The 21,573-nt window shown below is 61.3% G+C and carries 21 protein-coding genes; 1 reads left to right on the top strand and 20 read right to left on the bottom strand.

Annotated features, from left to right (window positions below):
- Positions 1-145: 145 nt before the first annotated feature.
- A complete protein-coding gene (locus tag U5O12_RS18920; protein ID WP_322580132.1) occupies positions 146-1,057 on the top strand; it encodes a LysR family transcriptional regulator in 912 nt (303 codons plus the stop codon).
- A 15-nt stretch (positions 1,058-1,072) separates the two neighbouring features.
- On the opposite strand, the gene fliD is transcribed toward U5O12_RS18920, so the two are convergent.
- From fliD to U5O12_RS18820, 20 genes are all read right to left on the bottom strand, one after another.
- Entirely contained in the window at positions 1,073-1,756 is a 684-nt protein-coding gene (fliD, locus tag U5O12_RS18915) for a flagellar filament capping protein FliD (RefSeq protein WP_322580131.1), read from the bottom strand.
- A gap of 154 nt (positions 1,757-1,910) precedes the next feature.
- The gene (locus U5O12_RS18910) at positions 1,911-2,411 is read right to left on the bottom strand and encodes a thioesterase family protein (protein ID WP_322580130.1); all 501 of its coding nucleotides are present in this window, start codon (positions 2,409-2,411) and stop codon (positions 1,911-1,913) included.
- A 9-nt stretch (positions 2,412-2,420) separates the two neighbouring features.
- Positions 2,421-3,611: an acyl-CoA dehydrogenase family protein gene (locus U5O12_RS18905; protein ID WP_416221526.1), complete on the bottom strand. Its 1,191-nt coding sequence runs from the start codon at positions 3,609-3,611 to the stop codon at positions 2,421-2,423.
- Positions 3,608-4,492, bottom strand: coding sequence for an SDR family oxidoreductase (locus U5O12_RS18900; RefSeq protein ID WP_322580128.1), 885 nt, complete (start codon positions 4,490-4,492; stop codon positions 3,608-3,610). The genes U5O12_RS18905 and U5O12_RS18900 overlap by 4 nt, the downstream gene beginning before the upstream one ends.
- Complete coding sequence (locus U5O12_RS18895; protein WP_322580127.1) at positions 4,492-5,175, bottom strand: TetR/AcrR family transcriptional regulator; 684 nt, start codon at positions 5,173-5,175, stop codon at positions 4,492-4,494. Before U5O12_RS18895 ends, U5O12_RS18900 begins: the two co-directional genes overlap by 1 nt.
- 72 nt (positions 5,176-5,247) lie before the next feature.
- On the bottom strand, positions 5,248-6,402 hold the full coding sequence (locus tag U5O12_RS18890) for an MBL fold metallo-hydrolase (protein ID WP_322580126.1): 1,155 nt from the start codon (positions 6,400-6,402) through the stop codon (positions 5,248-5,250).
- Between the two features lie 17 nt (positions 6,403-6,419).
- On the bottom strand, positions 6,420-7,184 hold the full coding sequence (locus tag U5O12_RS18885; protein WP_322580125.1) for an enoyl-CoA hydratase: 765 nt from the start codon (positions 7,182-7,184) through the stop codon (positions 6,420-6,422).
- A gap of 33 nt (positions 7,185-7,217) precedes the next feature.
- Complete coding sequence (locus tag U5O12_RS18880) at positions 7,218-8,024, bottom strand: thioesterase family protein (protein ID WP_322580124.1); 807 nt, start codon at positions 8,022-8,024, stop codon at positions 7,218-7,220.
- A 79-nt stretch (positions 8,025-8,103) separates the two neighbouring features.
- On the bottom strand, positions 8,104-9,297 hold the full coding sequence (locus tag U5O12_RS18875) for an acetyl-CoA C-acyltransferase (RefSeq protein WP_313875037.1): 1,194 nt from the start codon (positions 9,295-9,297) through the stop codon (positions 8,104-8,106).
- A 37-nt stretch (positions 9,298-9,334) separates the two neighbouring features.
- Positions 9,335-9,886: a DUF4442 domain-containing protein gene (locus tag U5O12_RS18870; protein WP_322580123.1), complete on the bottom strand. Its 552-nt coding sequence runs from the start codon at positions 9,884-9,886 to the stop codon at positions 9,335-9,337.
- Between the two features lie 8 nt (positions 9,887-9,894).
- Positions 9,895-12,294 (bottom strand): 3-hydroxyacyl-CoA dehydrogenase/enoyl-CoA hydratase family protein, encoded by a 2,400-nt coding sequence (locus U5O12_RS18865; protein ID WP_322580122.1) that lies wholly within the window; start codon positions 12,292-12,294, stop codon positions 9,895-9,897.
- Between the two features lie 18 nt (positions 12,295-12,312).
- Entirely contained in the window at positions 12,313-12,747 is a 435-nt protein-coding gene (locus U5O12_RS18860) for a DUF2147 domain-containing protein (protein WP_296467600.1), read from the bottom strand.
- Between the two features lie 47 nt (positions 12,748-12,794).
- On the bottom strand, positions 12,795-14,591 hold the full coding sequence (locus U5O12_RS18855; protein WP_322580121.1) for an acyl-CoA dehydrogenase C-terminal domain-containing protein: 1,797 nt from the start codon (positions 14,589-14,591) through the stop codon (positions 12,795-12,797).
- A gap of 53 nt (positions 14,592-14,644) precedes the next feature.
- A complete protein-coding gene (locus tag U5O12_RS18850; protein WP_322580120.1) occupies positions 14,645-15,319 on the bottom strand; it encodes a TetR/AcrR family transcriptional regulator in 675 nt (224 codons plus the stop codon).
- A gap of 108 nt (positions 15,320-15,427) precedes the next feature.
- On the bottom strand, positions 15,428-16,090 hold the full coding sequence (gene slmA / locus U5O12_RS18845) for a nucleoid occlusion factor SlmA (protein ID WP_322580119.1): 663 nt from the start codon (positions 16,088-16,090) through the stop codon (positions 15,428-15,430).
- Positions 16,091-16,140: 50 nt separating this feature from the next.
- Entirely contained in the window at positions 16,141-17,571 is a 1,431-nt protein-coding gene (locus U5O12_RS18840) for a sensor histidine kinase (protein WP_322580118.1), read from the bottom strand.
- A 19-nt stretch (positions 17,572-17,590) separates the two neighbouring features.
- On the bottom strand, positions 17,591-18,277 hold the full coding sequence (locus U5O12_RS18835) for a response regulator transcription factor (RefSeq protein WP_322580117.1): 687 nt from the start codon (positions 18,275-18,277) through the stop codon (positions 17,591-17,593).
- A 61-nt stretch (positions 18,278-18,338) separates the two neighbouring features.
- Positions 18,339-19,238, bottom strand: coding sequence for an acetylglutamate kinase (argB, locus tag U5O12_RS18830; protein ID WP_322580116.1), 900 nt, complete (start codon positions 19,236-19,238; stop codon positions 18,339-18,341).
- Between the two features lie 90 nt (positions 19,239-19,328).
- Positions 19,329-21,194, bottom strand: coding sequence for a nucleoside-diphosphate sugar epimerase/dehydratase (locus tag U5O12_RS18825; RefSeq protein WP_322580115.1), 1,866 nt, complete (start codon positions 21,192-21,194; stop codon positions 19,329-19,331).
- Positions 21,184-21,549, bottom strand: coding sequence for an H-NS histone family protein (locus tag U5O12_RS18820; RefSeq protein WP_322580114.1), 366 nt, complete (start codon positions 21,547-21,549; stop codon positions 21,184-21,186). The genes U5O12_RS18825 and U5O12_RS18820 overlap by 11 nt, the downstream gene beginning before the upstream one ends.
- Positions 21,550-21,573: the final 24 nt, after the last annotated feature.

The raw sequence follows: 21,573 nt of genomic DNA, 5'->3' as shown, positions 1-21,573 counted from the left end.
TTTTTTGGATTCATCCGCGAAGATGCATGGCTCCTCATCGGACAGGCGCGACTTTAGAGACGGCACTTGCATTCGGGAAATGGATTCTTTGAATGCATGGCATCGCTCCGACCAATATCAGGGATTACCCCAAGCACTCCAACACATGCGTTTCAACAAACTCGACCTCAATTTGCTCGTTGCGCTAGATGCGCTTCTGACCGAACGCAACATAAGCCGTGCCGGGCAACGAATCCACCTCAGCCAACCCGCTACGAGCAATGCGCTTGCGAGGTTGCGCGATTACTTCCAAGACGAGTTGCTGATCCCGCATGGTCGGCAATTGCTGCTGTCTTCCCGAGCTCAGGAATTGATCGCACCCGTACGCGAGATCCTGATGCGCATTGACAGCACGATCGCCACGCAGCCGCAATTCGACCCCACCGACACGATGCGGAAGTTTGTTTTGCTCATGTCGGATTTCAGCGCAGCAGTTTTTGTGCCCGCGCTCATTGAACGCCTCTACAACGAGGCGCCAGGCATCTGCTTGGACTTGCGCTTGCTCAATGAAAGACCATTGGAGCAACTTGAAGAGAACGAAGTCGATCTTCTGATCATTCCGTCCCAGTACGTGTCAGAGCATCACCCATCTACGCCGCTGTTCCAAGAGGTCTATATGTGCGTAACCTGGGAAAGCAATACACGAATACAAAACGAACTGAGTTTTGATGACTATGTAGAGTCAGGGCACGTAGCGGGAAGCTACTCGGTCAACAACACGAAGGCCCCTGCTTTTGACAGTTGGTTCTTGGAACGTTTTGGCGTCAAACGCCGCGTGGAAGTGTCTGCACCCACTTTGTCTGCATTGCCACAGATGGTGATTGGAACCAATCGAATTGCTACTGTGCACCGGCGGATTGCTTTGCAAGCCGCAAAGACACTCCCCGTGCGTTTGTGGACGCCGCCAATAGATATCCCGACCATGATTCAAACATTGCAGTGGCATAAGCACCGAGACACCGATCCAGCCCTGCAATGGCTCCGACAACAAGCATTGAAGGTTGGTGGCGCGATTTAAAGCGCTCGCCCAAGGCTAGTTGTTGCCGCCCGTTGCAAAGCTGGCGTACTGCTGTGCCGCCTTCTGCAGCGCATTCTGCTGCATCTGCAGCACCGTAGCCTTGCTGGACAGGGCATTGACCGTGTTGCCAATGCTGCCCCCGCTGGCCAGCTCTTTGGTGGCCACTTTGTCCACCAGCTTGCCCAGTTTGGACAAGGTCCCCAACACCCCCGAGGGCGAGGCCTTGAAGGCAGCCTCCAATTTCGCGGTGTCCAGCTTCAGTGTTCCGTCGCTGGATTTGGTGAAACCCATTTGGCGCAAAGCATCCACCCGGGAAAAGTCTGCCGTCATGGCACGGGTCATGCCCCGGCTGATGCGCTCGACCCCGCTGCTGGCAGCCGCGGCCGACTGGGTGGAGGCCACCATGGTGTTGAAGGTGCTGACGAAGCTGTTCAGGGCTTTTTTCACGTCCTCGTTGGTGGCACTGTCCTTCAGAGCGCTCAAGCCTGCAGCCGCTGTCTGACTGGCAGCCACAGCCGCCTTGAATTTGCCCAAGGTGGAAAGACTGGCGGTAGCCGTATTCAGCAGGGTTTGCAGTTTGCTGTTGGACTTTTGCAGGCCCGCGGTGATGGGGTCGGCCTTTTCCGCGGCCTGTGCGGCAGTTTGGCTGCTGGCGTTGGCAGTGCTGGCGCGCGCACTGCCCAGAGTGGTGATGGTCATGGTGGCTCCCTGTGCTAGGCGGAATCTTGTCCAATTCCGGCATCAAGGCAAAACGCGGATGTGACACCAGAAGGCGGCGCATTTCACAGAAAATCATCAAATCAGGCCCTAAGAGCCGTGGATACTGCGCGAGTAGCTCCTAACTTGATAGCACTCAGGAGACGATATAGGCCGCAGACCCGGTGGACAACAGCTTGCCGTCCGCCCCCAGAAACTCCATGCGTGTGGAAGCCACCCGCGAACCCAGGCGCATCACCTCGGCATGCAGGTCAAAGTGTTCACCAATGCCGGGGCGCAGGTAGTCCACGCGCAGGTCAATGGTGCCCAGCTTGGCAAAGCGGTGCAGGCGCTGTTCAGGGGCTTCGTCCATATGGCGCGCGCCAATGGCCGCCATCACCGCCAGGCCGCCCATGGCATCCAGCCCCGCGCTGATGACGCCGCCGTGGATGCGGTTGTAGCTGTAGTGCCCGACCAGCTCGTGGCGCATCGCGATGCGCGCCGTGACCTTGGCCGGTGTGATGCCAGTGATCTTGAGACCCAGCACCTGGTTGAAGACAATGCTTTCTTCAAAAATGCGGGTCAGCCCGGCGATGAACGCGGGTTCGAACTGCAGCGCCGCGTCCGGCACCACATCAACAGAGGGGGTTTTGGCCATGGGGCATTCTCACAGGCCGAGCTGACGGCTGGCCAACTCTTTCATGATTTCCTCGGCCCCGCCGCCAATCATCATGACCTTGACCTCGCGGTAGATGCGCTCGCAAGCAGTGCCGCGCATAAAGCCCATGCCACCCAAAATCTGCACGCCCTGGTCGGCGCAGAACTGCATGGTTTGGGTGGCATGGTTCTTTAGCAGGCACACCTGCGCCACCCACTCCGCCCCCTTGGCAGACTTGTCGCCGCGGTCACCGGCGTCGGCCCGGGCCGACACGGCATGCAGCCACGCACGTGTGGACTCGATGCGCATCTTCATGTCCATGAACTTGTGGCGAATCACCTGGTGGTCGATGAGCGCCGAGCCAAAGGTCTTGCGCTGCTGCGCCCAGGCCAGGGCCTCGTCATAGCAGCACTCGGCAAAGCCCAACGCCATGGCCGCCATGGAGAGGCGCTCGCCGTTGAAGTTGGTCAGGATGATCTTGAAGCCTGCGCCCTCTTCGCCCACCAGATTGCTGACCGGCACCCGCACGCCGTCAAAACGCAGGTGTGCCGTGTCAGAGCACAACCAGCCCATTTTTTGGAGCGGACTGCGCGACAGACCCACCGCATCGCCCGGCACCATGAGCATGGAGATGCCCATGGGCCCTTTGTTCTGCAAGTCGGTCCGCACCGCCACCGTGATCCAGTCCGCACGCATGCCGGAGGTGATGAAGACCTTTTCACCATCCACCACGTAGTCATCGCCTTCGCGGCGCGCAGTGGTTTTGAGGGCCGATACATCGGTACCGCCGCCGGGCTCGGTGATGGCCAAGGCGGCAACTTTTTTACCTGCCAACACATCGGGAATCACGCGCTGCTGCAGCGCCGGGGAGCCATGGCGCAGCACCGGCGGCAAGCCAATGTTGTGGCTGAACAGGCTGGCCATCAGGCCACCACTGCCGCCCGTGCGGGCCAGCGCAATCGTCATGGCATTGCGCAAAGCCCAAGGGGCCGGCGTGCCGCCAAAGGCCTCCGGGTACCCCAGCGCCAGCCACCCCAAATCGGCCGCGCGCTGGTAGAGCTCCCTTGGAAATTCGCCGGCCTCTTCCCATGCGTTCAGGTGCGGGGCCACCTCGGTGCGGATGAAGCGGCGCGCCGCATCCTCCACTGCCGCGATGTCTTCGGGGCCGATGTCTTGCAATGTGTCCATCGTCGCGCTCATACGTTGAACACCTTGGGCAGCTTGGCGCGGTGGAAACCATTGAAGGGCTTGATGCCGTCACGCGCTTGTGACTTCTCATCGGCCACCCGCATCGGGTAGCCCAAGCGGGCCTGCGGCCGCGCACCGTCGATGCGCAGCGTGCTGCCACTGATGAAGGAGGCTGCAGGGCTCAACAAAAACACAATGCCGGCGGCGGTTTCGGCCTCGGTGCCAAAGCGGCCCAGGGGCACGGTCTTGGCCATCTCACGCACCATGGGTGCCATCTCGGCCGGGTAATGGTCCATGCCGCTGGAGGCGATGTAGCCCGGCGCGACTGCGTTCACACGCACACCCCGGTTGGCCCACTCCACGGCTGCAGTCTCAGTAAAGCTCACCATGCCGGCACGCGCTGCGCCACTGTGGCCCATGCCCGGCATGGAGCCCCACATATCGGCCACGATGTTGACGATGGCACCGCCATGCTTGGCCATGGTCTGGGTGTAACACTCGCGCGACATCAAGAACCCGCCCGTAAGGTTGGAATGGACAACCGCCTCCCAGCCTTTGGCAGTGATGGCCTCCAGCGGTGTCATGTACTGGCCGCCCGCGTTGTTGACCAAGCCATCAATACGCCCATGCTGGGCCAGAATGTCGGCCACGGTCTGTTTGACCGTGTCTTCCTGTCGGATGTCACAACTGTGGATGCTGGCACTGCCGCCATCTTCTGCAATCTCGGCCTGCACGGCCTGCAGCTTCTCCAGCTTGCGGCCTACCAGTGCAAGCGTCGCGCCCAAGGCCGACAGCTCATGCGCCACACAGCGCCCGATACCAGACCCCCCGCCGGTGACCACCACTACCTTGCCCGCAAACAAGCCGGGCGCAAAAACCGAAGCGTAAGACATCAGGACTCCTTCAAAAACAGGGATACGGCAGCATTGCCAAGTTCTTCGATGGACGCACCTTTGCGTGCATCAAACCATTGCACCGACCAGTTGAGCGCGCCCAGCATCAACAGGCGCGCCAGCCCCACTGGCGCCTTGAGCTGTCCGGTGGCATGCAAGGCTGTGAGTACGGGCATCCACAGGGCCTCGTAGTCGGCAATCAGTTTGGCCAGCACCTTGCGCTGGCGCAGATTGAGCGAGCGCCATTCGTAGAGCATCACCGGTACAAAGTCGTTGCCCGGCCCCAGCAGCACCGCAAAGTGCGCATGCACCAGCGCGCGCAGTTGCTCGGCGGGAGGCAGCGCGGCATAACCCGGCACACCAAATGCAGCCTGCTGATTGGCCAGCGCCGTGTGCATGCCTTGCTCCATCACGGCGAACAGCAGCGCGTCCTTGCTCTTGAAATGGTAGAAGGGCGAGCCACTTTGCATGCCAGCTGCGGCAGCAATATCGCGTGTGGTGGTGGCCGCAAAGCCCTTGCGGCGGAACAGCTGGGCCGCAGCGCTTAAAAGCGCATGGCGGCGGTTGCCATCGTCACGCTCGTCCACCGTTTTGCGGGGCCGGCCACGCGGGCGTTTGGGCATGTCGGGGGCGAGGGGGGCTGCGCTCTCGGGCGTGGCAAACAGGCTGTCGGGTGGCGTCATGCCCGCACCATACCAAAGCCATTTATTTTTAGCAAGCGTTTGCTTGGTAAAAATAGCTCCTCTTAAGGGGAGCTAACGCGGGCGGGCTGGAAGGGTACGGGTTTCGCCAATCGCCAACAGGAAAAAATGTGCGTCATCCACCTGTCGTGCGCGCTTGGCGTCCGCCAGGTCTTGCGGAGGCTGGTCCAGCGGCTCATCGGTCAACTGAAACGTCCCCCAGTGCATGCCCACGCTGCGCCGGGCACCCAAGTCCAGGTGGGCTTGCACGGCTTCTTCAGGATTCATATGTTGTTCGCGCATGAACCAGCGCGGCGCATAGGCGCCCACGGGCAAGAGCGCGATGTCAAAGCCGCCGCCCAAGGCTTCCGTCTGGCGCGTGGCCAAGCGCAGGCGGGTGTCCAGAAAGTCTTTGCTATAGCCAGCGTCACCCCCAAAGTACCAATGCAGGTCTTGGCCCAATACTGCCCAGCCACCCCAGAGGGTGGTGCTGCGATCAGCCACGCCACGGGCCGACCAGTGCTGCACGGGCGTCAGCACGAAGTCCACCCCCCGCACGGCGTGCTGTTGCCACCAATCCAGCTCCACCACGCTGTCGATGCCAAGCGCAGTGAACCACGGCTTCTGGCCAAGTGGTACCAAAAACACGGTACTGCTGCCTGCAGCCAAGGCCCGCTGGTGCAGCGCGACCACACTGCTGCGGTCCAGGTGGTCGTAGTGGTTGTGGGAGATCAGCACCACATCGATGGGGGGCAGATCGTCCAAGGCCACGCCGGGTGGCACGGCCCGCTTGGGACCGAACAGCTGTACGGGAGAAGCGCGCTCGCTGAAGATGGGGTCGGTCAGCACATTCAAGCCACCGGCCTGCACCAGCAAGCTGGCGTGTCCCACCCAGGTGATGGCGGGCGGCGAGGCAGACTGCCCCGCCGTGCTGCCAGGCGCCGTGCGCTGGTAACTCTGGAGGCGCGGCAGATCGGGGGCCACTTGGGGTGTAGGGGTCTGGGCAGGCTTGGGCAAGCCTTCCCGCCACGACTCCCATTGCCAACGCACCAGCTCCGAGAAGGGCTTCTGGACGGCGCCACTGTAATTGTTGCGAAAACCTTCCGGCGTGTGGTGAGGCTTGCCCGGGTCGTAATAAGGGTTGGCAAGCGCCAAGGACGCAGCGCAAAATGCTACAAAAACAATAGCTGCTCGCGCAATATCCATGGGCAACAAGGGCTTAATTTGCATAAAAACAGCGGCAGGATTCACACCTTGCTGAAGTCGGGTTTGCGCTTCTCCATAAACGCCGTGAACGCTTCTTTGGCAGCGGGCTCACCCAACATGCGGCCAAAGCTCACCGCCTCTTCGTCAATACGCGCCAGCACGTCGGCCAGTTGGCCTTTCTTGAGCAGGCGCTTGGTTTCGATCAGCGAGGCGATGGGCTTGGCGGCCAGCTTGCGGGCCTGGGCCTGGGCCACGGCATTCGCTTCGGTGGGTGGCACCACGCGGTTAGCCAGACCCACTTCCAGAGCGGCTTCAGCCATGAAGGGCTCGCCCATGAGCAAGGCCTCGGCGGCGCGGTGGTAACCCATCATCTGGGGCACCAGCAGGCTGGACGCCGCTTCCGGGCACAGGCCCAGATTCACGAAGGGCATGGAGAAGGCTGCGTTGTCACCGGCGTAGACCAGATCGCAATGGAACAGCATGGTGGTGCCAATGCCTACTGCCGGGCCGCAGACCGCCGCAACGATGGGCTTGGGGAAGGCCGCCAGAGCCCGCAAAAAGCGGAACACCGGTGCGTCCTGCGCCTTGGGCGGTGCGCCCAGAAAGTCGCCGATGTCGTTGCCGGCGCTGAACACGGTGGCATCGCCCTGGAACACCACCACGCGCACGGCAGCATCGTCACGCGCAGTGTCCAGCGCATCAGCGCAGGCTGCGTACATGGCCTGGGTAAAAGAGTTCTTTTTTTCGACGCGGTTCAGGGTGATGGTGGTGATGCCGGCGTCGGTGTGGATCAGGATGTCTTGCATGGTCGCTCGCTCAAAAAGGGATGGGTGATTGGATCACTGTTTGTAATAGACGATCTGGTGCGTGGTCACCAGCAGCACACCGGCTTCGTTCCAGAGCTGGCTGCTCTGATCAAAAAAGCCGTTGCGGAAGGCCTGCGCCTGCGCTTGCCCCAGCAGATAGCCGGTACCGGTGGCAGCCAACTGCTCGGCGCTTGCATGAAAGTACACCGTCAGCGACACCGTACCCACAGGCACATGGGTAGCCCGGCGGATAAACACACGGGGAAAAAAGATGTCTGATATGCAGGCCAGCGACGCAAAGTCCAGGGGACGCGGCGGATTGTCACGCACCCAGATTTGGCTCAGGCTGCTGTGGCCGCTGCCATCCCACACCGTGGGCAACTGGCCGGTCACCGGCAGCTGCTCATAGCGCTTTACAAACTCCATGGGCGCCATGACTTGCGGCGGCGGTACTTCGGCGGGTGGCGGGCACAGGGGCATGGGTTCTTCGTCCACACCCCAGGTCTCACGGCGCACGGCGGTCACCGCTGTGCCGGTCATGACAATCGCATCCCCCTGCTGGATCTCGATGGTCCAGTGCTGGGTCGACCGGTTGGTGCGCGCCGCACGCGCCATGACGGTGAAGGGGCCGTCAGCCAGCGCCGCGCAAAAATTCACCGTCAGAGACACCGGGTCGCCCAATCGGTCCGGGTGCTGCAGCACCCCGTTGAGGGCCTGAGCGGTGGTGATGCCACCAAAGGGCCCCACCATGTTGGCGTAGGCTGGGTGGGTGTGCCCGGTCCAGCTACCATCGGGCTGCGCCTGCAAGGCAATGGCTTCATCAAAAACGTGGGTACTCATTCAAGCGATCTCCAGATGGCTGCGGAGCATACAGCCCCATGCAAAAGGCCACCCGAAGGTGGCCTTGGTGTGACGCGCCTTACACGCGTTCAAAGATGCCGGCAGCGCCCTGCCCGGTTCCTACGCACATGGTGACCATGCCGTACTTCAGGTTGTTACGGCGCAGTGCGTGGATAACGGTAGCCGCACGAATGGCACCGGTAGCGCCGAGCGGGTGACCTAGCGCAATCGCGCCACCCATGGGGTTGACCTTGGACGGGTCCAGACCCAGGGTGTTGATTACGGCCAGCGACTGGGCCGCAAAGGCTTCGTTCAGCTCGAACCAGTCGATGTCAGAGTGCTGCAAACCGGCGTAACGCAGGGCCGCAGGAATGGCTTCAATGGGGCCGATACCCATGATTTCGGGTGGCACGCCACGGGCCGCAAAGCTCACAAAACGAGCCAGTGGTGTGAGGCCGAATTGCTTGACCGCTTTTTCGCTGGCCAGAATCAAAGCGCCTGCGCCATCGCTGGTCTGGGAGCTGTTGCCGGCGGTCACGCTGCCGCGGGCAGCGAACACGGGCTTGAGCTTGGCCAGGCCTTCGATGGAGGTGTCTGGGCGCGGACCTTCGTCGAGGTTCACGGTGCGAGTGCGGGTGGACACTTCGCCGGTGGCGAGGTTGGGCGTGCGCTCGATCACGTCAATGGGCGTGATCTCGTCGGTGAACTCGCCGGCTTGCTGGGCCTTGATGGCGCGCAGGTGGGATTCAAGTGCGAAGGCGTCTTGCATTTCGCGTGTCACCTTCCACTGCTGGGCCACCTTCTCAGCGGTCAGACCCATGCCATAAGCGATGCCGACGTTTTCGTCGCGGGCAAACACTTCGGGGTTGAACGAGGGCTTGCCACCACCCATGGGCACCATGCTCATGGACTCGGCACCACCGGCGATCAGCACATCGGCTTCGCCGACACGGATGCGGTCTGCCGCCATCTGAATAGCGGAAATGCCGGACGCGCAGAAGCGGTTGACGGTGATACCACCCACGGGGTGGTCAAACGCCAGACCCACGGCCACGCGGGCCATGTTCATGCCCTGCTCGCCTTCAGGGAAAGAGCAGCCGATGATGGCATCTTCAATCGCCTTGGGATCCAGGGTGGGGACTTGCAACATGGCGCTGCGCAGGGCAGACACCAGCAACTCGTCTGGGCGGGTATTGCGGAAATAGCCGCGGCCGGAACGCCCGATGGGGGTGCGCGTAGCGGCAACGATGTAAGCGTCTTGGACTTGTTTCATGGGATAACTCCTAATCAGTTGGGGACAGAGCTTGCGACTACGTCGCTGCGGTCTGTCCCGCAATGCTCTTTGGTTGCGGGGTGGGTATCCACGCCCAGATGAATTCACATTGAATGGGCTGCTCGCCCGATTCGTCGCTGACCAGCACGGGCACGCTGACCTCGCCCTTGTCGCTTTGCTGCATGAGCTGACGCTGTGCATCCGACAAAGTGGCCACGGCGCGCATGGCGCCCTGGGCACGTCGCTTGAAGTCGATGCGCATGGTCTTGGCCAGGGGCACGCAGTCGTCCCGCACATTCATGCCCACCACCATGCCGGTGGCCGTTTCGGCCAACAGCGCCATGGCAGCCGCATGCACGCCCTGAATGTGGTTTTGCACGCGGCGCACATTAGCCACGGCAATCTCCACACGCTCAGGCGCCATGTGCGCAAAGTCCAAGCCTGCGGTGCCGGTGAACGGCACTGCGCGGCCCATGACCTTGTTACGCAGCCAGGGGCGCAGAGCCGCAGGCACGCGGTCCAGCTTGGCGACCGAACGCGCCAGCCGGTTGGGCCGGGCGGTCGATGCGTGGGCAGCGGGAATGCTCATGCCGGCGATCAGTTTCGCACCGGCTTGCCGGTGGACATCATGCCCATGATGCGCTCTTGCGTCTTGGGGTGGGTCAGCAAGCTGCAGAAAGCCTTTCGTTCCATAGCCATGAGGTATTCCTCCGTCACCAGGGTGCCGGCATCCACTTGGCCGCCACACACGACCTCTGCAATTAGCAGGCCGATATGGAAATCGTGCGCGCTGATGAAGCCGCCGTCACGCATGTTGACCAGCTGGGCACGGATAGTGGCAATGCCACTGCGACCGGCCACGGGGAAGCTGCGCTTGTGCGGTGCACGGTAGCCGGAGGTGTACAAAGCCTTGGCTTCGTTGATAGCGACGAACAAGAGCTCGTCTTTGTGCGCCACCACCACATCGCTGTCCAACAGGTAACCCAGCTTGCGGCTTTCCAGCGCGCTAGTGCCTACCTTGGCCATAGCCGCAGCGGTGAAGCCTTCGGTCAGGAAAGGCAGCACGTCCTTGGAGGTGGACATGGCCATGTTTTCTGCAGCGCGGCGTGCGATGTAGGTCAGGCCACCGGCACCGGGCACCAGGCCCACGCCGACTTCCACCAGACCGATGTAGCTTTCCATCGCCGCCACGCGCTTACTGGAGTAAACGGCCAGCTCGCAACCACCGCCCAAGGCCAAACCGCGAATGGCGGAAATGACAGGCACGTTGGAATAGCGCAGCTTGAGCATGGCGTTTTGCAGCTCGGCTTCTGCGCCCTCGATGGCTTTGGCGCCACCGATCATGAAGGCAGGCATCATGCCTTGCAGGTCGGCACCGGCAGAGAACATCTCGTCCGGCGACCAGATCACCAGGCCTTGGTATTCCTTCTCGGCCAGCTCCTGGGCTTGCAGCAGGCCTTCGATCACACCGCCACCGATGGCGTGCATCTTGGTCTTGATGCTGGCGATCAGCACTTGCTCGTCCAGCGTCCACAGGCGGATGGACTCGTCTTCAAAAATGGTCTTGCCTGCGGTCTCGGCCTTGGGCGCATTGGAACCCAGCACGCTCTCGGGGAAGTGCTGGCGTTCGTACACGGGCAGCTTGCGCACCGGCACAAAAGTGCCTGTGGTGGGGTTCCAGGAACCTGCAGCGGTGTGCACGCCACCGGCATCCGCCACGGGGCCTTTGAACACCCAGTCGGGCAAAGGCGCTTTGCACAACGCTTTGCCGGCGTCGATATCTTCTTGAACCATCTTCGCCACTTCGAGCCAGCCGGCTTCCTGCCAGAGCTCAAACGGGCCTTGCTTCATGCCGAAGCCCCAGCGCATGCAGAAGTCCACATCGCGGGCGTTGTCGGCGATCGACGCCAAATGGATGGCAGCGTAGTGGAAGCTGTTGCGCAGGATGGCCCACAGGAACTGGCCTTGCTTGCCTTCGGCGTTGCGCAAGAGCTTCAGACGCTCGGCGGCTGGCTTCTTGAGCATGCGGGCGTAGACCTCGTCGGCCTTTTCGCCACCGGGCACGTACTCCTGGCTTTCGCCATCGAAACGCAACACATCGCGGCCAACCTTCTTGAAGAAACCGGCTTTGGACTTCTGGCCCAGGTTGCCCATTTCCAACAGGGTCTTAAGCACCACAGGGGTGACAAAGCTCTCGTAGAAGGGATCGGTCTCGATGCTCAGCGTGTCCTGCAACGTCTTGATCACGTGGGCCATGGTGTCCAGGCCAACCACGTCCGCAGTGCGGAAGGTGCCGGAAGATGCGCGACCCAGCTTCTTGCCGGTCAGGTCATCGACCACGTCATAGGTCAGGCCGAAGTTTTCCACTTCCTTCATGGTGGCCAACATGCCGGCGATACCGACGCGGTTGGCGATGAAGTTGGGGGAATCCTTGGCACGCACCACGCCCTTACCCAGGGTGCTGGTCACAAAGCCTTCGAGTGCATCGAGGTAGTGGGCTTCGGTGGTGGGAGTGTTGATCAACTCCACCAGCGCCATGTAGCGGGGGGGGTTGAAGAAGTGAATACCGCAGAAGCGGGGCTTGATTTCTTCCGGCAGCGCTTCTGACAGCTTGGTGATCGACAGGCCGGAGGTGTTGGAGGCCACGATAGTCTCTGGGCCAATAAAGGGAGCGATCTTCTTGTAAAGGTCCAGCTTCCAGTCCATGCGCTCAGCGATGGCCTCGATGATGAGGTCGCACTCGCGCAGCTGCTCCAGATGCTCTTCGTAATTGGCTTGGCCAATCAGGACGGCATCGTCTGCCACACCCAAGGGCGCGGGTTTGAGCTTTTTGAGGTTATCGACAGCGCGGGTCACGATGCCATTCTTGGGGCCTTCCTTGGCAGGCAGGTCGAACAGCACCACCGGTACTTTGACGTTGACGAGGTGGGCGGCAATTTGCGCGCCCATCACGCCTGCGCCGAGCACGGCGACTTTCTTTAATTGGAAGCGGGACATAAAAATTCCTGAATGAGATTACTGGACGCGAATCCAGGTTTGGGTGCGGTAGAAGAATCCGATGTAGCCGCGCATCTCGATCTTCTTGCCACCTTCTATGGGGGTCATGGTCATCTTGTAGACCTTGCCGCTGGAGGGCTCCACAATCGTGCCACCCTCCCAAATGTCCTTGCCCTCGGTCTTCTTCAAACCGCGGATGAGCTCCAGGCCAATGATGGGCTGGTCCTTGCGGTCATCCTTGCACTCGGTGCATTTGTCATCGGGCTTGGCTTTGGGGCTCAGGTCGCGCTCGATCTTGCCCGATACCACGCCACCGTTGTCCACGATGCGGATCTCGGACTTGGCCGAGCCATCCTTGTCATCGATCGTCTTCCACAATCCCACGGGCGTCATTTGCGCCATGGCTGTCAATGCACTCAAACCCAGGGTTGCCACCAAAGTATTGCGAATCATCGTTGTCTCCTTTTGTAATTTGCAGGATTGCGGAACACGGTTGCTTATCAGGCAAACACGGCGTCGGTGTCCATCAAAACCTTCGAGCCGGTGCGTGCTGTGCGCATCAGGGTCGCGGTTTCGGGGAACAGCTTGGCGAAGTAGAAGCGTGCGGTCTGCAGCTTGGCGGTGTAGAACGGGTCGGTGTTGCCGGCCGCAATTTCACGCAGTGCCACTTGCGCCATACGGGCGAAGAAGTACCCGAACACCAGGTGCCCGGCCACGCGCAGGTAGTCCACCGCAGCGGCGCCCACTTCGTCGGGGTTCTGAAAACCCTTGAAGCCGATTTCGGTGGTGAACTTGGTCATCTGCTCGCCCAGGATGGCGATGGGGGTAATGAATTCGGCCATCTTTTCATTGACGCCTTCTTCGGCCACCAGAGCGCCCACCAACTTGCCAAACTTCTTGAGTGTGGCGCCGTTGTTGCCCAGGATCTTGCGGCCCAGCAGGTCCAGCGACTGGATGGTGTTGGTGCCTTCGTAGATCATGTTGATGCGGTTGTCGCGCACAAACTGCTCCATGCCCCATTCCTTGATGAAGCCGTGACCGCCAAACACCTGCATGCAAGCGTTGGTGGCGATGTGGCCGTTGTCGGTCAGGAAAGCTTTGGCAATCGGGGTCAGCATGGCCAACATTTCGCCGGAGTCCTTGCGCACCTTTTCGTCGGGGTGGTTGTGCTCTTTTTCGAGCAGCATCGAGCAATAGGCTTGCAGCGCACGGCCACCGTCGGCGTAAGCGCGTGCCGTCATCAGCATCTTGCGCACATCAGGGTGCACGATGATGGGGTCGGCAGGCTTGTCCTTGGCCTTGGGGCCGGTCAGGCTGCGCATCTGGATGCGGTCCTTGGCATAGGCCAGGGCGTTCTGGAAGGCCACTTCGGTCAGGCCCAAGGACTGGTTGCCCACGCCCAGACGGGCAGCGTTCATCATCACGAACATGCCTTGCATGCCCTTGTTGGGCTGGCCGACCATGGTGCCCACGGCGTTGTCCAGCACCATCTGGCAGGTGGCGTTGCCGTGGATGCCCATCTTGTGTTCCAGGCCACCACAGTAAATGCCGTTGCGCTCGCCCAAAGAGCCGTCCTTGTTCACCAGCACCTTGGGCACGATGAACAGGCTCACGCCCTTGATGCCGGGTGGCGCATCGGGCAGACGGGCCAACACCAGGTGGATGATGTTGTCGGTCATGTCGTGCTCGCCAGCACTGATGAAGATCTTGTTGCCGGTGATCTTGTAGGTGCCGTCGGCCTGGGGCTCGGCCTTGGTGCGCATCAGGCCCAAGTCGGTACCGCAATGGGGTTCGGTCAGGCACATGGAGCCGGTCCACTCGCCGCTGGTCATCTTGGGCAGGTAGGTAGCTTTTTGCTCGGGGGTACCGTGGGTTTCCAGCGCGGCGTATGCGCCGTGGGTCAGGCCGGGGTACATGGTCCAGGCCTGGTTGGCGCTGTTGAGCATTTCGTAGAACATGCTGTTGACCACGTAGGGCAGGCCTTGGCCGCCGTACTCGGGGTCGCAGCCCAGCGCCGCCCAGCCGCCTTCGATGTACTTGCCGTAAGCTTCCTTGAAGCCCTTGGGAGTGGTCACGGCATGGGTCGTCTGGTCAACCTTGCAGCCCTCTTGGTCGCCGCTGATGTTCAGGGGAAAGGTGACCTCAGCGGCGAACTTGCCGCCTTCTTCCAGTACCGCGTTGATGGTGTCTGCATCGATGTCCGCGTGCTTGGGAATCTGCTTGAAATCGGCCACCACGTTGAGCACTTCGTGCATCACAAACTGCATGTCGCGCAGTGGGGGGGTATACGTTGGCATGGTGTGTTCTCCTAGGGGTAACGGAAAGAAACGGTTGGACTAAAAAAGAGTGACTAAACAGACTTGGCGCCGTAACGCGCCAGGATGTTGGCAAAACCTTGGTTGGCCCGCGCAATGGAGCCGGGGTTTTTGAGAAAGCGGGCTTCGTAATGCAGAGCGAGGATCAGGCCGTGGATCTCAAACGCCATTTGCTGCTCGTCCGCGTTGGCGTCCAGCTGGCCGCATTGTTTGGCCAGTACCACCGCGCGGTACAGGGCGCTGAGCCAGGTCTGCACCGAGCTGGCCAAGGCATCCCGCACCGGGCCAGGGCGGTCGTCAAACTCGACCGCACCACTGATGAAAATGCAACCGGACTGGATTTCCACGGCCACGCGCTTCATCCAGTTGTGGAACAAAGCCTCGACGCGAGGCAGCCCCCGCTCAGCGTGCAGTGCGGGGTAAAACACCTCTTGCTCGAAGCGGCCAAAGTACTCGCGAATGACCGAGATCTGGAGTTCTTCCCGCGAGCCAAAGTGGGCAAATACGCCCGACTTGCTCATTTGGGTGACCTCAGCCAACACACCAATGCTCAGGCCTTCGAGTCCAATTTGGGTTGCCAATCCGAGTGCGGCCTCTACGATGGCCGCCTTGGTTTGTTGTCCTTTTTGCATGGCGCGCTTGGACGGCGCACGCTTGCCCGACGCATCAGACGCGGGCTGGGACGGGCTGGAAACCGAGGCAAGAGACATGGATAGAGGCACCACAAAATAGAACGATCGTGCTATTCTGCAGCATTTCCACCGCCTCCCCCCAGAACCCCGGTTTTCTAGAGGGTTACTTCTAGGGGATCTACGGGTTTACCCGAGCATCAATTGCAAGGCGGGCTCCAGATGTTCGGACGGCAAACGCTTGAAACTTGACCGTGCGTAACGCTGCAGGCGCCCCGCCACGAAGGCTGTCACGGTGGCCGCACGCACCTGGACATCCACCGTAGGGGTGGCAGAGGCCTGCGCGGCAACTCCCTCGCGCAGGCACTGCTTGAGCGCGGCTTCCACCTTGTCAAACAGCTGGTTCATGCGCAGTTGCAGGCGCTCGTTCTCCAGCACCAAGGCGTCGCCGACCATGACGCGGGCCATGCCAGGATTCTTTTCTGCAAACTGGATGAGCATGGTGGCAATGCGCGCTGCTTGGCGCTCGCCATGGCCTGCGCCAAGTCCGGCCGCAGACTCCCGTTCCACGATCTGGGTGATCAGGCCGAATACGGTGTCCTCGATGAAATCGATCAGGCCTTCGAACATCTGGGCCTTGCTGGCGAAGTGGCGGTACAACGCCGCCTCACTCACCTCCAGCCGGGCCGCTAGTGCCGCGGTGGTGATACGTTCGCCACCAGGCTGCTCCAGCATGCTGGCCAGGGTTTGCAGAATCTGGACCCTGCGCTCACCGGGCTTGGGGCGCTTGCGCCCGGCTGCGGCAGGCGTGGAGTCGGACGTGTCAGCAAGCGGGGCGTGGGCGTCTGGCATGGTGGGTTCAGCGTTGGGTTCGGAGCATTCTCGCACAGGGTTTTTGGCACTTACGGTGGGAAACTCAACCACACCCGCAGACCGAGGCCACCGTTTCCGCTGGCCAATTGCAGGTGGCTACGGTGCACGCGTGCAATCTCATCCGCAATGGCCAAGCCCAGGCCATTGCCTTCAATGGCCGTGCCCGGCACGCGGTAGAAACGCTCCAATACCCGGCGCCGCTCCTCGGGAGCGATACCGGGTCCATCGTCCTCCACCTCCAGAAACGGCGTAGGGCTGGCGTCTGGAGTGGCTGGACGCAAGCCACAACGCAAGGTAACGCGCCCACCGGTGGGCGTGTATTTGAGTGCGTTGTCAGCCAGGTTGACCAGCAACTCGCGCAGTAGCCATTCTTGCCCGCTGATGTGGGAGTGGGCCACCTCCAAACCAAAATCAATATCCTTGCGTGTGGCGGCTTCCAGCAAGGACTCCAGCACTGCCTCGCACAGTTGCTGCAGGTCCACACGCTGCAAGGGCTGGGCTTGGGCACTGCGTGCATCGGCGCGGGACAGCGCCAGCAGCTGGTTCGCCAACTGGGAGGTCCGCCGCGCCGCATGGCGCAGGCGCAGCACCTGATCCGCTCCCAAAGTAATAGCTGCTTGCGCAGTATTCATGGGCGCCAAAGGCATATTTGATGTGCTTTTTGAGCCCGTTACAGCTTGTGCCCAAGCCTCCACTTGGGCCTGCAGGCCTGCCAGCGGAGTGCGCAGCTGGTGGGCCGCATCGGCTACAAAGCGGGCCTGGCTCTCCGCCTGGGCATTGACCAAGCCGAACAAGCGGTTGAGCGAGAGCACCAATGGACGCACTTCATCCGGCGAAGCATCCGGGTCCAGCGCCGACAAGTCGCGCGGGGAGCGGCGCTCCACCGCATCGCGCAACTCCAGCAGCGGCCGCAGTGCGGTGCGCACCGCCCAGTTCACGGCGAAGAAGCCGCCGATGGCCAGCACCAGGTTGGGCAACAACACCTTGAGCGCCAGCAGAGTCAACCATTGTTGGCGCGGGTCCGAACCATCCGCCAGACGGACCACCAGTTCACCGGCCGCCGTTTTGGCGCGCTGGCTGACGATGCGGTACGTGATGCCCTGGTGCTCTTCACTGGAGAACTCCGCTTCCCGGGTGGTGGGCGGCAAGCCGGTCAACCAGTCGGTGCCCACCAGCACTTTGCCTTCCAGGCTCACCACGGCAAAAGCCGCCAGCTCGGGGCGGATGCTGAGGAATTCATCGACGGGTGGCGCCATCAATAGCACTGGCGGCGTCTCGGCACTGCCACCGCCGGCGATCACCGAGTCGGCCAACAAGGGCGCGAGGTTCAGCAGCTGGCGGTCTTGCTCCAGTGCAGCGCTGTCCGCGCTCCGAAAGTCGAACCAGGTGTTGAGCATGGCCAGCAATAGCAGGGGCAACAACAGCAAGAGCAGCAGGCGCCGCTGCAGGCCGGAGGACATGCCGCTGGTCATTGCATCGTCAGCTTGTCAGCAGTTCTAGCCGGTAGCCAAAACCCCGGATGGAGCGCAAGGCAATGCCATGGGGCTCCAGCTTGCCGCGCAAGCGCGAGATGTAGACCTCGACGGCGTTGGGCGTGATTTCCTTGTCCCAGCCGGTCAGGGCCTGGAGCAGTTTGTCTTTGTTGGCGGGCTTGGGGGCCTGCAGAAGCAGGTACTCCATCACGGTCCACTCGCGGGGCCCCAGCTCAATCGGCTGCGCGCTGCCACTTGCGGAGCGAATGCAGGCTTGGCGCTGGGCCGTGTCCAGCTCCAACGGGCCAAAACTTAGCGTGGCCGACGTCGCGGCCTGGGAGCGGCGCAACAACGCCCGCAGGCGGGCCAGCAATTCTGGCAGCTCAAAGGGCTTGACCATGTAGTCGTCTGCCCCCATGTCCAGCCCCTGAACACGGTCCTGCAAGGCATCACGCGCGGTAAGGATGAGTACCGGCATGCTGTGCCCGTTTTTGCGCAGTGCATGGGTCAACGCCAGCCCATCCATCAGCGGCAGACCAATGTCGACCACCGCCACATCAAACGATTCGGTCTGGGTCACCTCCAGCGCCCGCTCGGCGCTGCCCACCCAGTCCACCGCATATCCAGCGTCCGACAGGCCCAGCTTGATACCGCTGGCCACCATCACATCGTCTTCCACCAGCAAGAGTCTCATAGTACTTTAGGCCTCTGGAGCTTATGGAATATGCGCAAACAGCTACTAATTCAATAGCACATCAATGAGAGCGAATCATGGTGCCGAAGGCTTGATCGGTCAGAATTTCCAGCAGGAGCACGTGCGGCACGCGGCCGTCAATGATGTGCACCGAGTTCACGCCGCTCTTGGCTGCGTCCAGTGCGCCCGCAATTTTGGGCAACATGCCGCCGCTGATGGTGCCATCCACAAACAGCTCGTCGATGCGCTTGGCAGTCAAGTCAGTCATAAGTTGTCCGGCCTTGTCGAGCACACCGCTGATGTTGGTGAGCATCATCAGTTTTTCGGCCTGCAACACCGTGGCCAACTTGGCAGCCACCACGTCGGCATTGATGTTGTAACTCTCGTTGTGCTCCCCAAAGCCGATGGGGCTGATGACGGGAATGAAAGCATCGTCCTGCAACGCCTTGACCACGCTGGGGTCCACGCTGACGATGTCGCCCACCTGGCCCACATCGTGTTCCTTGCTGGGGTCATTGTTGTCCAGCATCTTGAGTTTGCGCGCGCGGATCATGGCGCCGTCGCGCCCGGTCAGGCCCACGGCCTTGCCGCCAGCCTGGTTGATCAGGCCCACGATGTCCTGCTGGACCTCGCCGCCCAGCACCCACTCCACCACGTCCATGGTGGGGCCGTCAGTCACGCGCATGCCCTGGATGAACTGGCCCTGCATGCCCAGACGCTTGAGCGCGCTCTCGATCTGCGGTCCGCCGCCGTGGACCACCACGGGGTTGATGCCGACCAGCTTGAGCAGCACCACGTCTTCGGCAAACGCCTTTTGCAAGGCCGGGTCGGTCATGGCGTTACCGCCGTATTTGATAACCATGGTCTTGCCGTGGAACTTGCGGATATAGGGCAAGGCCTGGGCCAGGATCTGGGCTTTGTCAAAAGGAGCGATGGAAGACGGTGCGCTGGTGTCAGACATGGTCAAGGTCCGTATTGTGTCAGGGAAATAAGCGCAAATTGTGCCGCATTACCGAGCCGCATCCTTGCTGCATGCCTACGGCATACGCACTCAGGCGGGCTGGTAGCCCTGCACGTGCTGCACCATGAAGGCCTTGATCGCGGCAGCGTCATTGGCATTGGCCGCTTGCAGCAACACATGCAACTCTTGCTGCAACACGGCCCAGGGCATAAATGGCTCGTGGGCTTTCATGATGCGCGGGTGCGCGGTAGGCTGCGGGTTGTCACCAATCAGCAGCTCCTCGTAAAGCTTTTCGCCCACGCGCAGTCCGGTAACGGCAATTTCGATGTCCCCGGTTGGGTGGTCCGCATCACGCACCGACAAGCCGGACAACTGCACCATGCGCCGCGCCAAGTCCATGATCTTCACCGGTTGGCCCATGTCCAGCACAAACACGTCACCGCCCTGCCCCATGGCTCCGGCCTGCAGCACCAGCTGTGCAGCCTCGGGAATGGTCATGAAATAGCGCGTGACTTCTTCGTGCGTGACGGTGAGCGGCCCACCTGCCGCCAGCTGTTTGCGAAACAGTGGCACGACGCTGCCGCTGGATCCCAGCACATTGCCAAAGCGGACCATGGAAAAGCAAGTTCCCGAATGTTCTTGCGCAAGCGCCTGCAGCACCAACTCCGCCACACGCTTGGTCGCACCCATCACATTGGTGGGGCGCACGGCCTTGTCGGTGCTGATCAGCACAAACCGCCGGGCACCACTAGCCGCGGCCGCTTGGGCCAGATTCAGCGTGCCAAAGACGTTGTTGCGCACGCCTTCGCCGGGGTTGTCCTCCACCATCGGCACATGCTTGTAAGCGGCGGCGTGGTAAACGGTGGCCGGCTGATAGGCATCACAGATGGCACGCAAGCGCTCGGGATTGGACACACTGCCGAGCAAAGACACCAACTCCACCGGCAACTGTCGGGCATTGCAAATGCCCTCCAGCTCCTGGTGGATGGCATACAAACCAAACTCGTTGTGCTCCAAAAGCAGCAACTGCCGCGGACGCTGCAGCACGATTTGGCGCGTTAACTCTCCGCCAATGCTGCCGCCAGCGCCACTGACCAACACCACTTGCCCCGTGAGATCCTGGGCCAGCAGCTCTGCATTGGGCGGCACTGGCTCGCGGCCCAGCAAATCCTCCACATCCAACTCGTGGATGTCTTGCACCGTGACCTTGCCACTGGCCAGATCGGCCATGCTAGGCAAAGTGCGCACATGTACAGGCAGGCCCTGCAGAGATTCAATGATCTGGTTGCGCCGCTCGCGGGTGGCATTGGGCATGGCGAGGAGGATGTCGGTGACTTGCTCGTCACGCACCAGCTCCAGCAGCTTGACCGACGCATGCACCGGTGCACCATTGATACTGCGCCCATCCTTGCTGGCGTCATCGTCTACAAACCCGACCAAGGTGTAATGGCGGGCCATGCCCAAGGCGGCAGCCGTCTGCGCTCCAGCCGAACCGGCGCCAAAAATGAGCAAACGCCCCCTATCGCCGGCCGACTGCGCAGCAAGGCCAGCCAGCCAGAACCTGGCGAATGCACGACTGGCGCCCACCAGCAACAAAAACACGATGGGTTGCAGCAAACCAAGGCTTCGAGGCACCCCGGGCCATTGTTGCCAGAGCAACACCGTAGTCAGCACTGCGGCATACAGGGCCACCGCCTTGCCGGTAGCGACCAGAGCCGCTTGGCCGGTATACCGAAAAATGGCCCGGTACAGCCCCAAACGGACAAAAATGGGAACGGCCAGCATAGGAGCCACTCCGTATACCCACCACTGCGCCCCCACTGGGTAGTAGGTGTTGTCCAGGCGTAAGGCGTAGGCAACCCATGTTGCCAACAACGCCAGCACAACGTCCAGCGCGATGACAGCCAGGCGCTTGGCCGCACGTGGCCAAGCAAGAACCCGGCGGCTATTGAGCATTGACTGCGAAGGATTCCTTGTTTTGTCCTTGAGCAATCAAGGCCGCCAACCACTTGGGTGTCAGACCACGGCCTGACCAAGTTTCGCCGTTGGGGCCGCGGTATTTGGCAGCGACCGCTACGCCCGCTCGCTTGCCAACCTTGGGCAACTTGCCTCGGGCCACCGCCCTTTTGCCACGCACTCCGTTGGCTGACTTGGCCGGTTTTGCATTTTGCAAATCCTTGACAGTAATGCCGAAGGCCTGCATTTTGGACAAAATATCCTGCACCGTGCTGTGAAATTCCTTCGCCTTGATTTCACTGGCTTGTTTTTGTAATTTTTCGATTTGGCTTTGGATGTCGATCAAATTAGACATACGCTTCTCCTTAATATGGAAGGA

The sequence above is a fragment of the Rhodoferax sp. genome, assembly GCF_034519335.1.
Classification (GTDB): domain Bacteria; phylum Pseudomonadota; class Gammaproteobacteria; order Burkholderiales; family Burkholderiaceae_C; genus Allorhodoferax.
The sequence above is the reverse complement of the archived record's forward strand: the minus strand, read 5'-3'. Positions and strand labels throughout refer to the sequence as shown.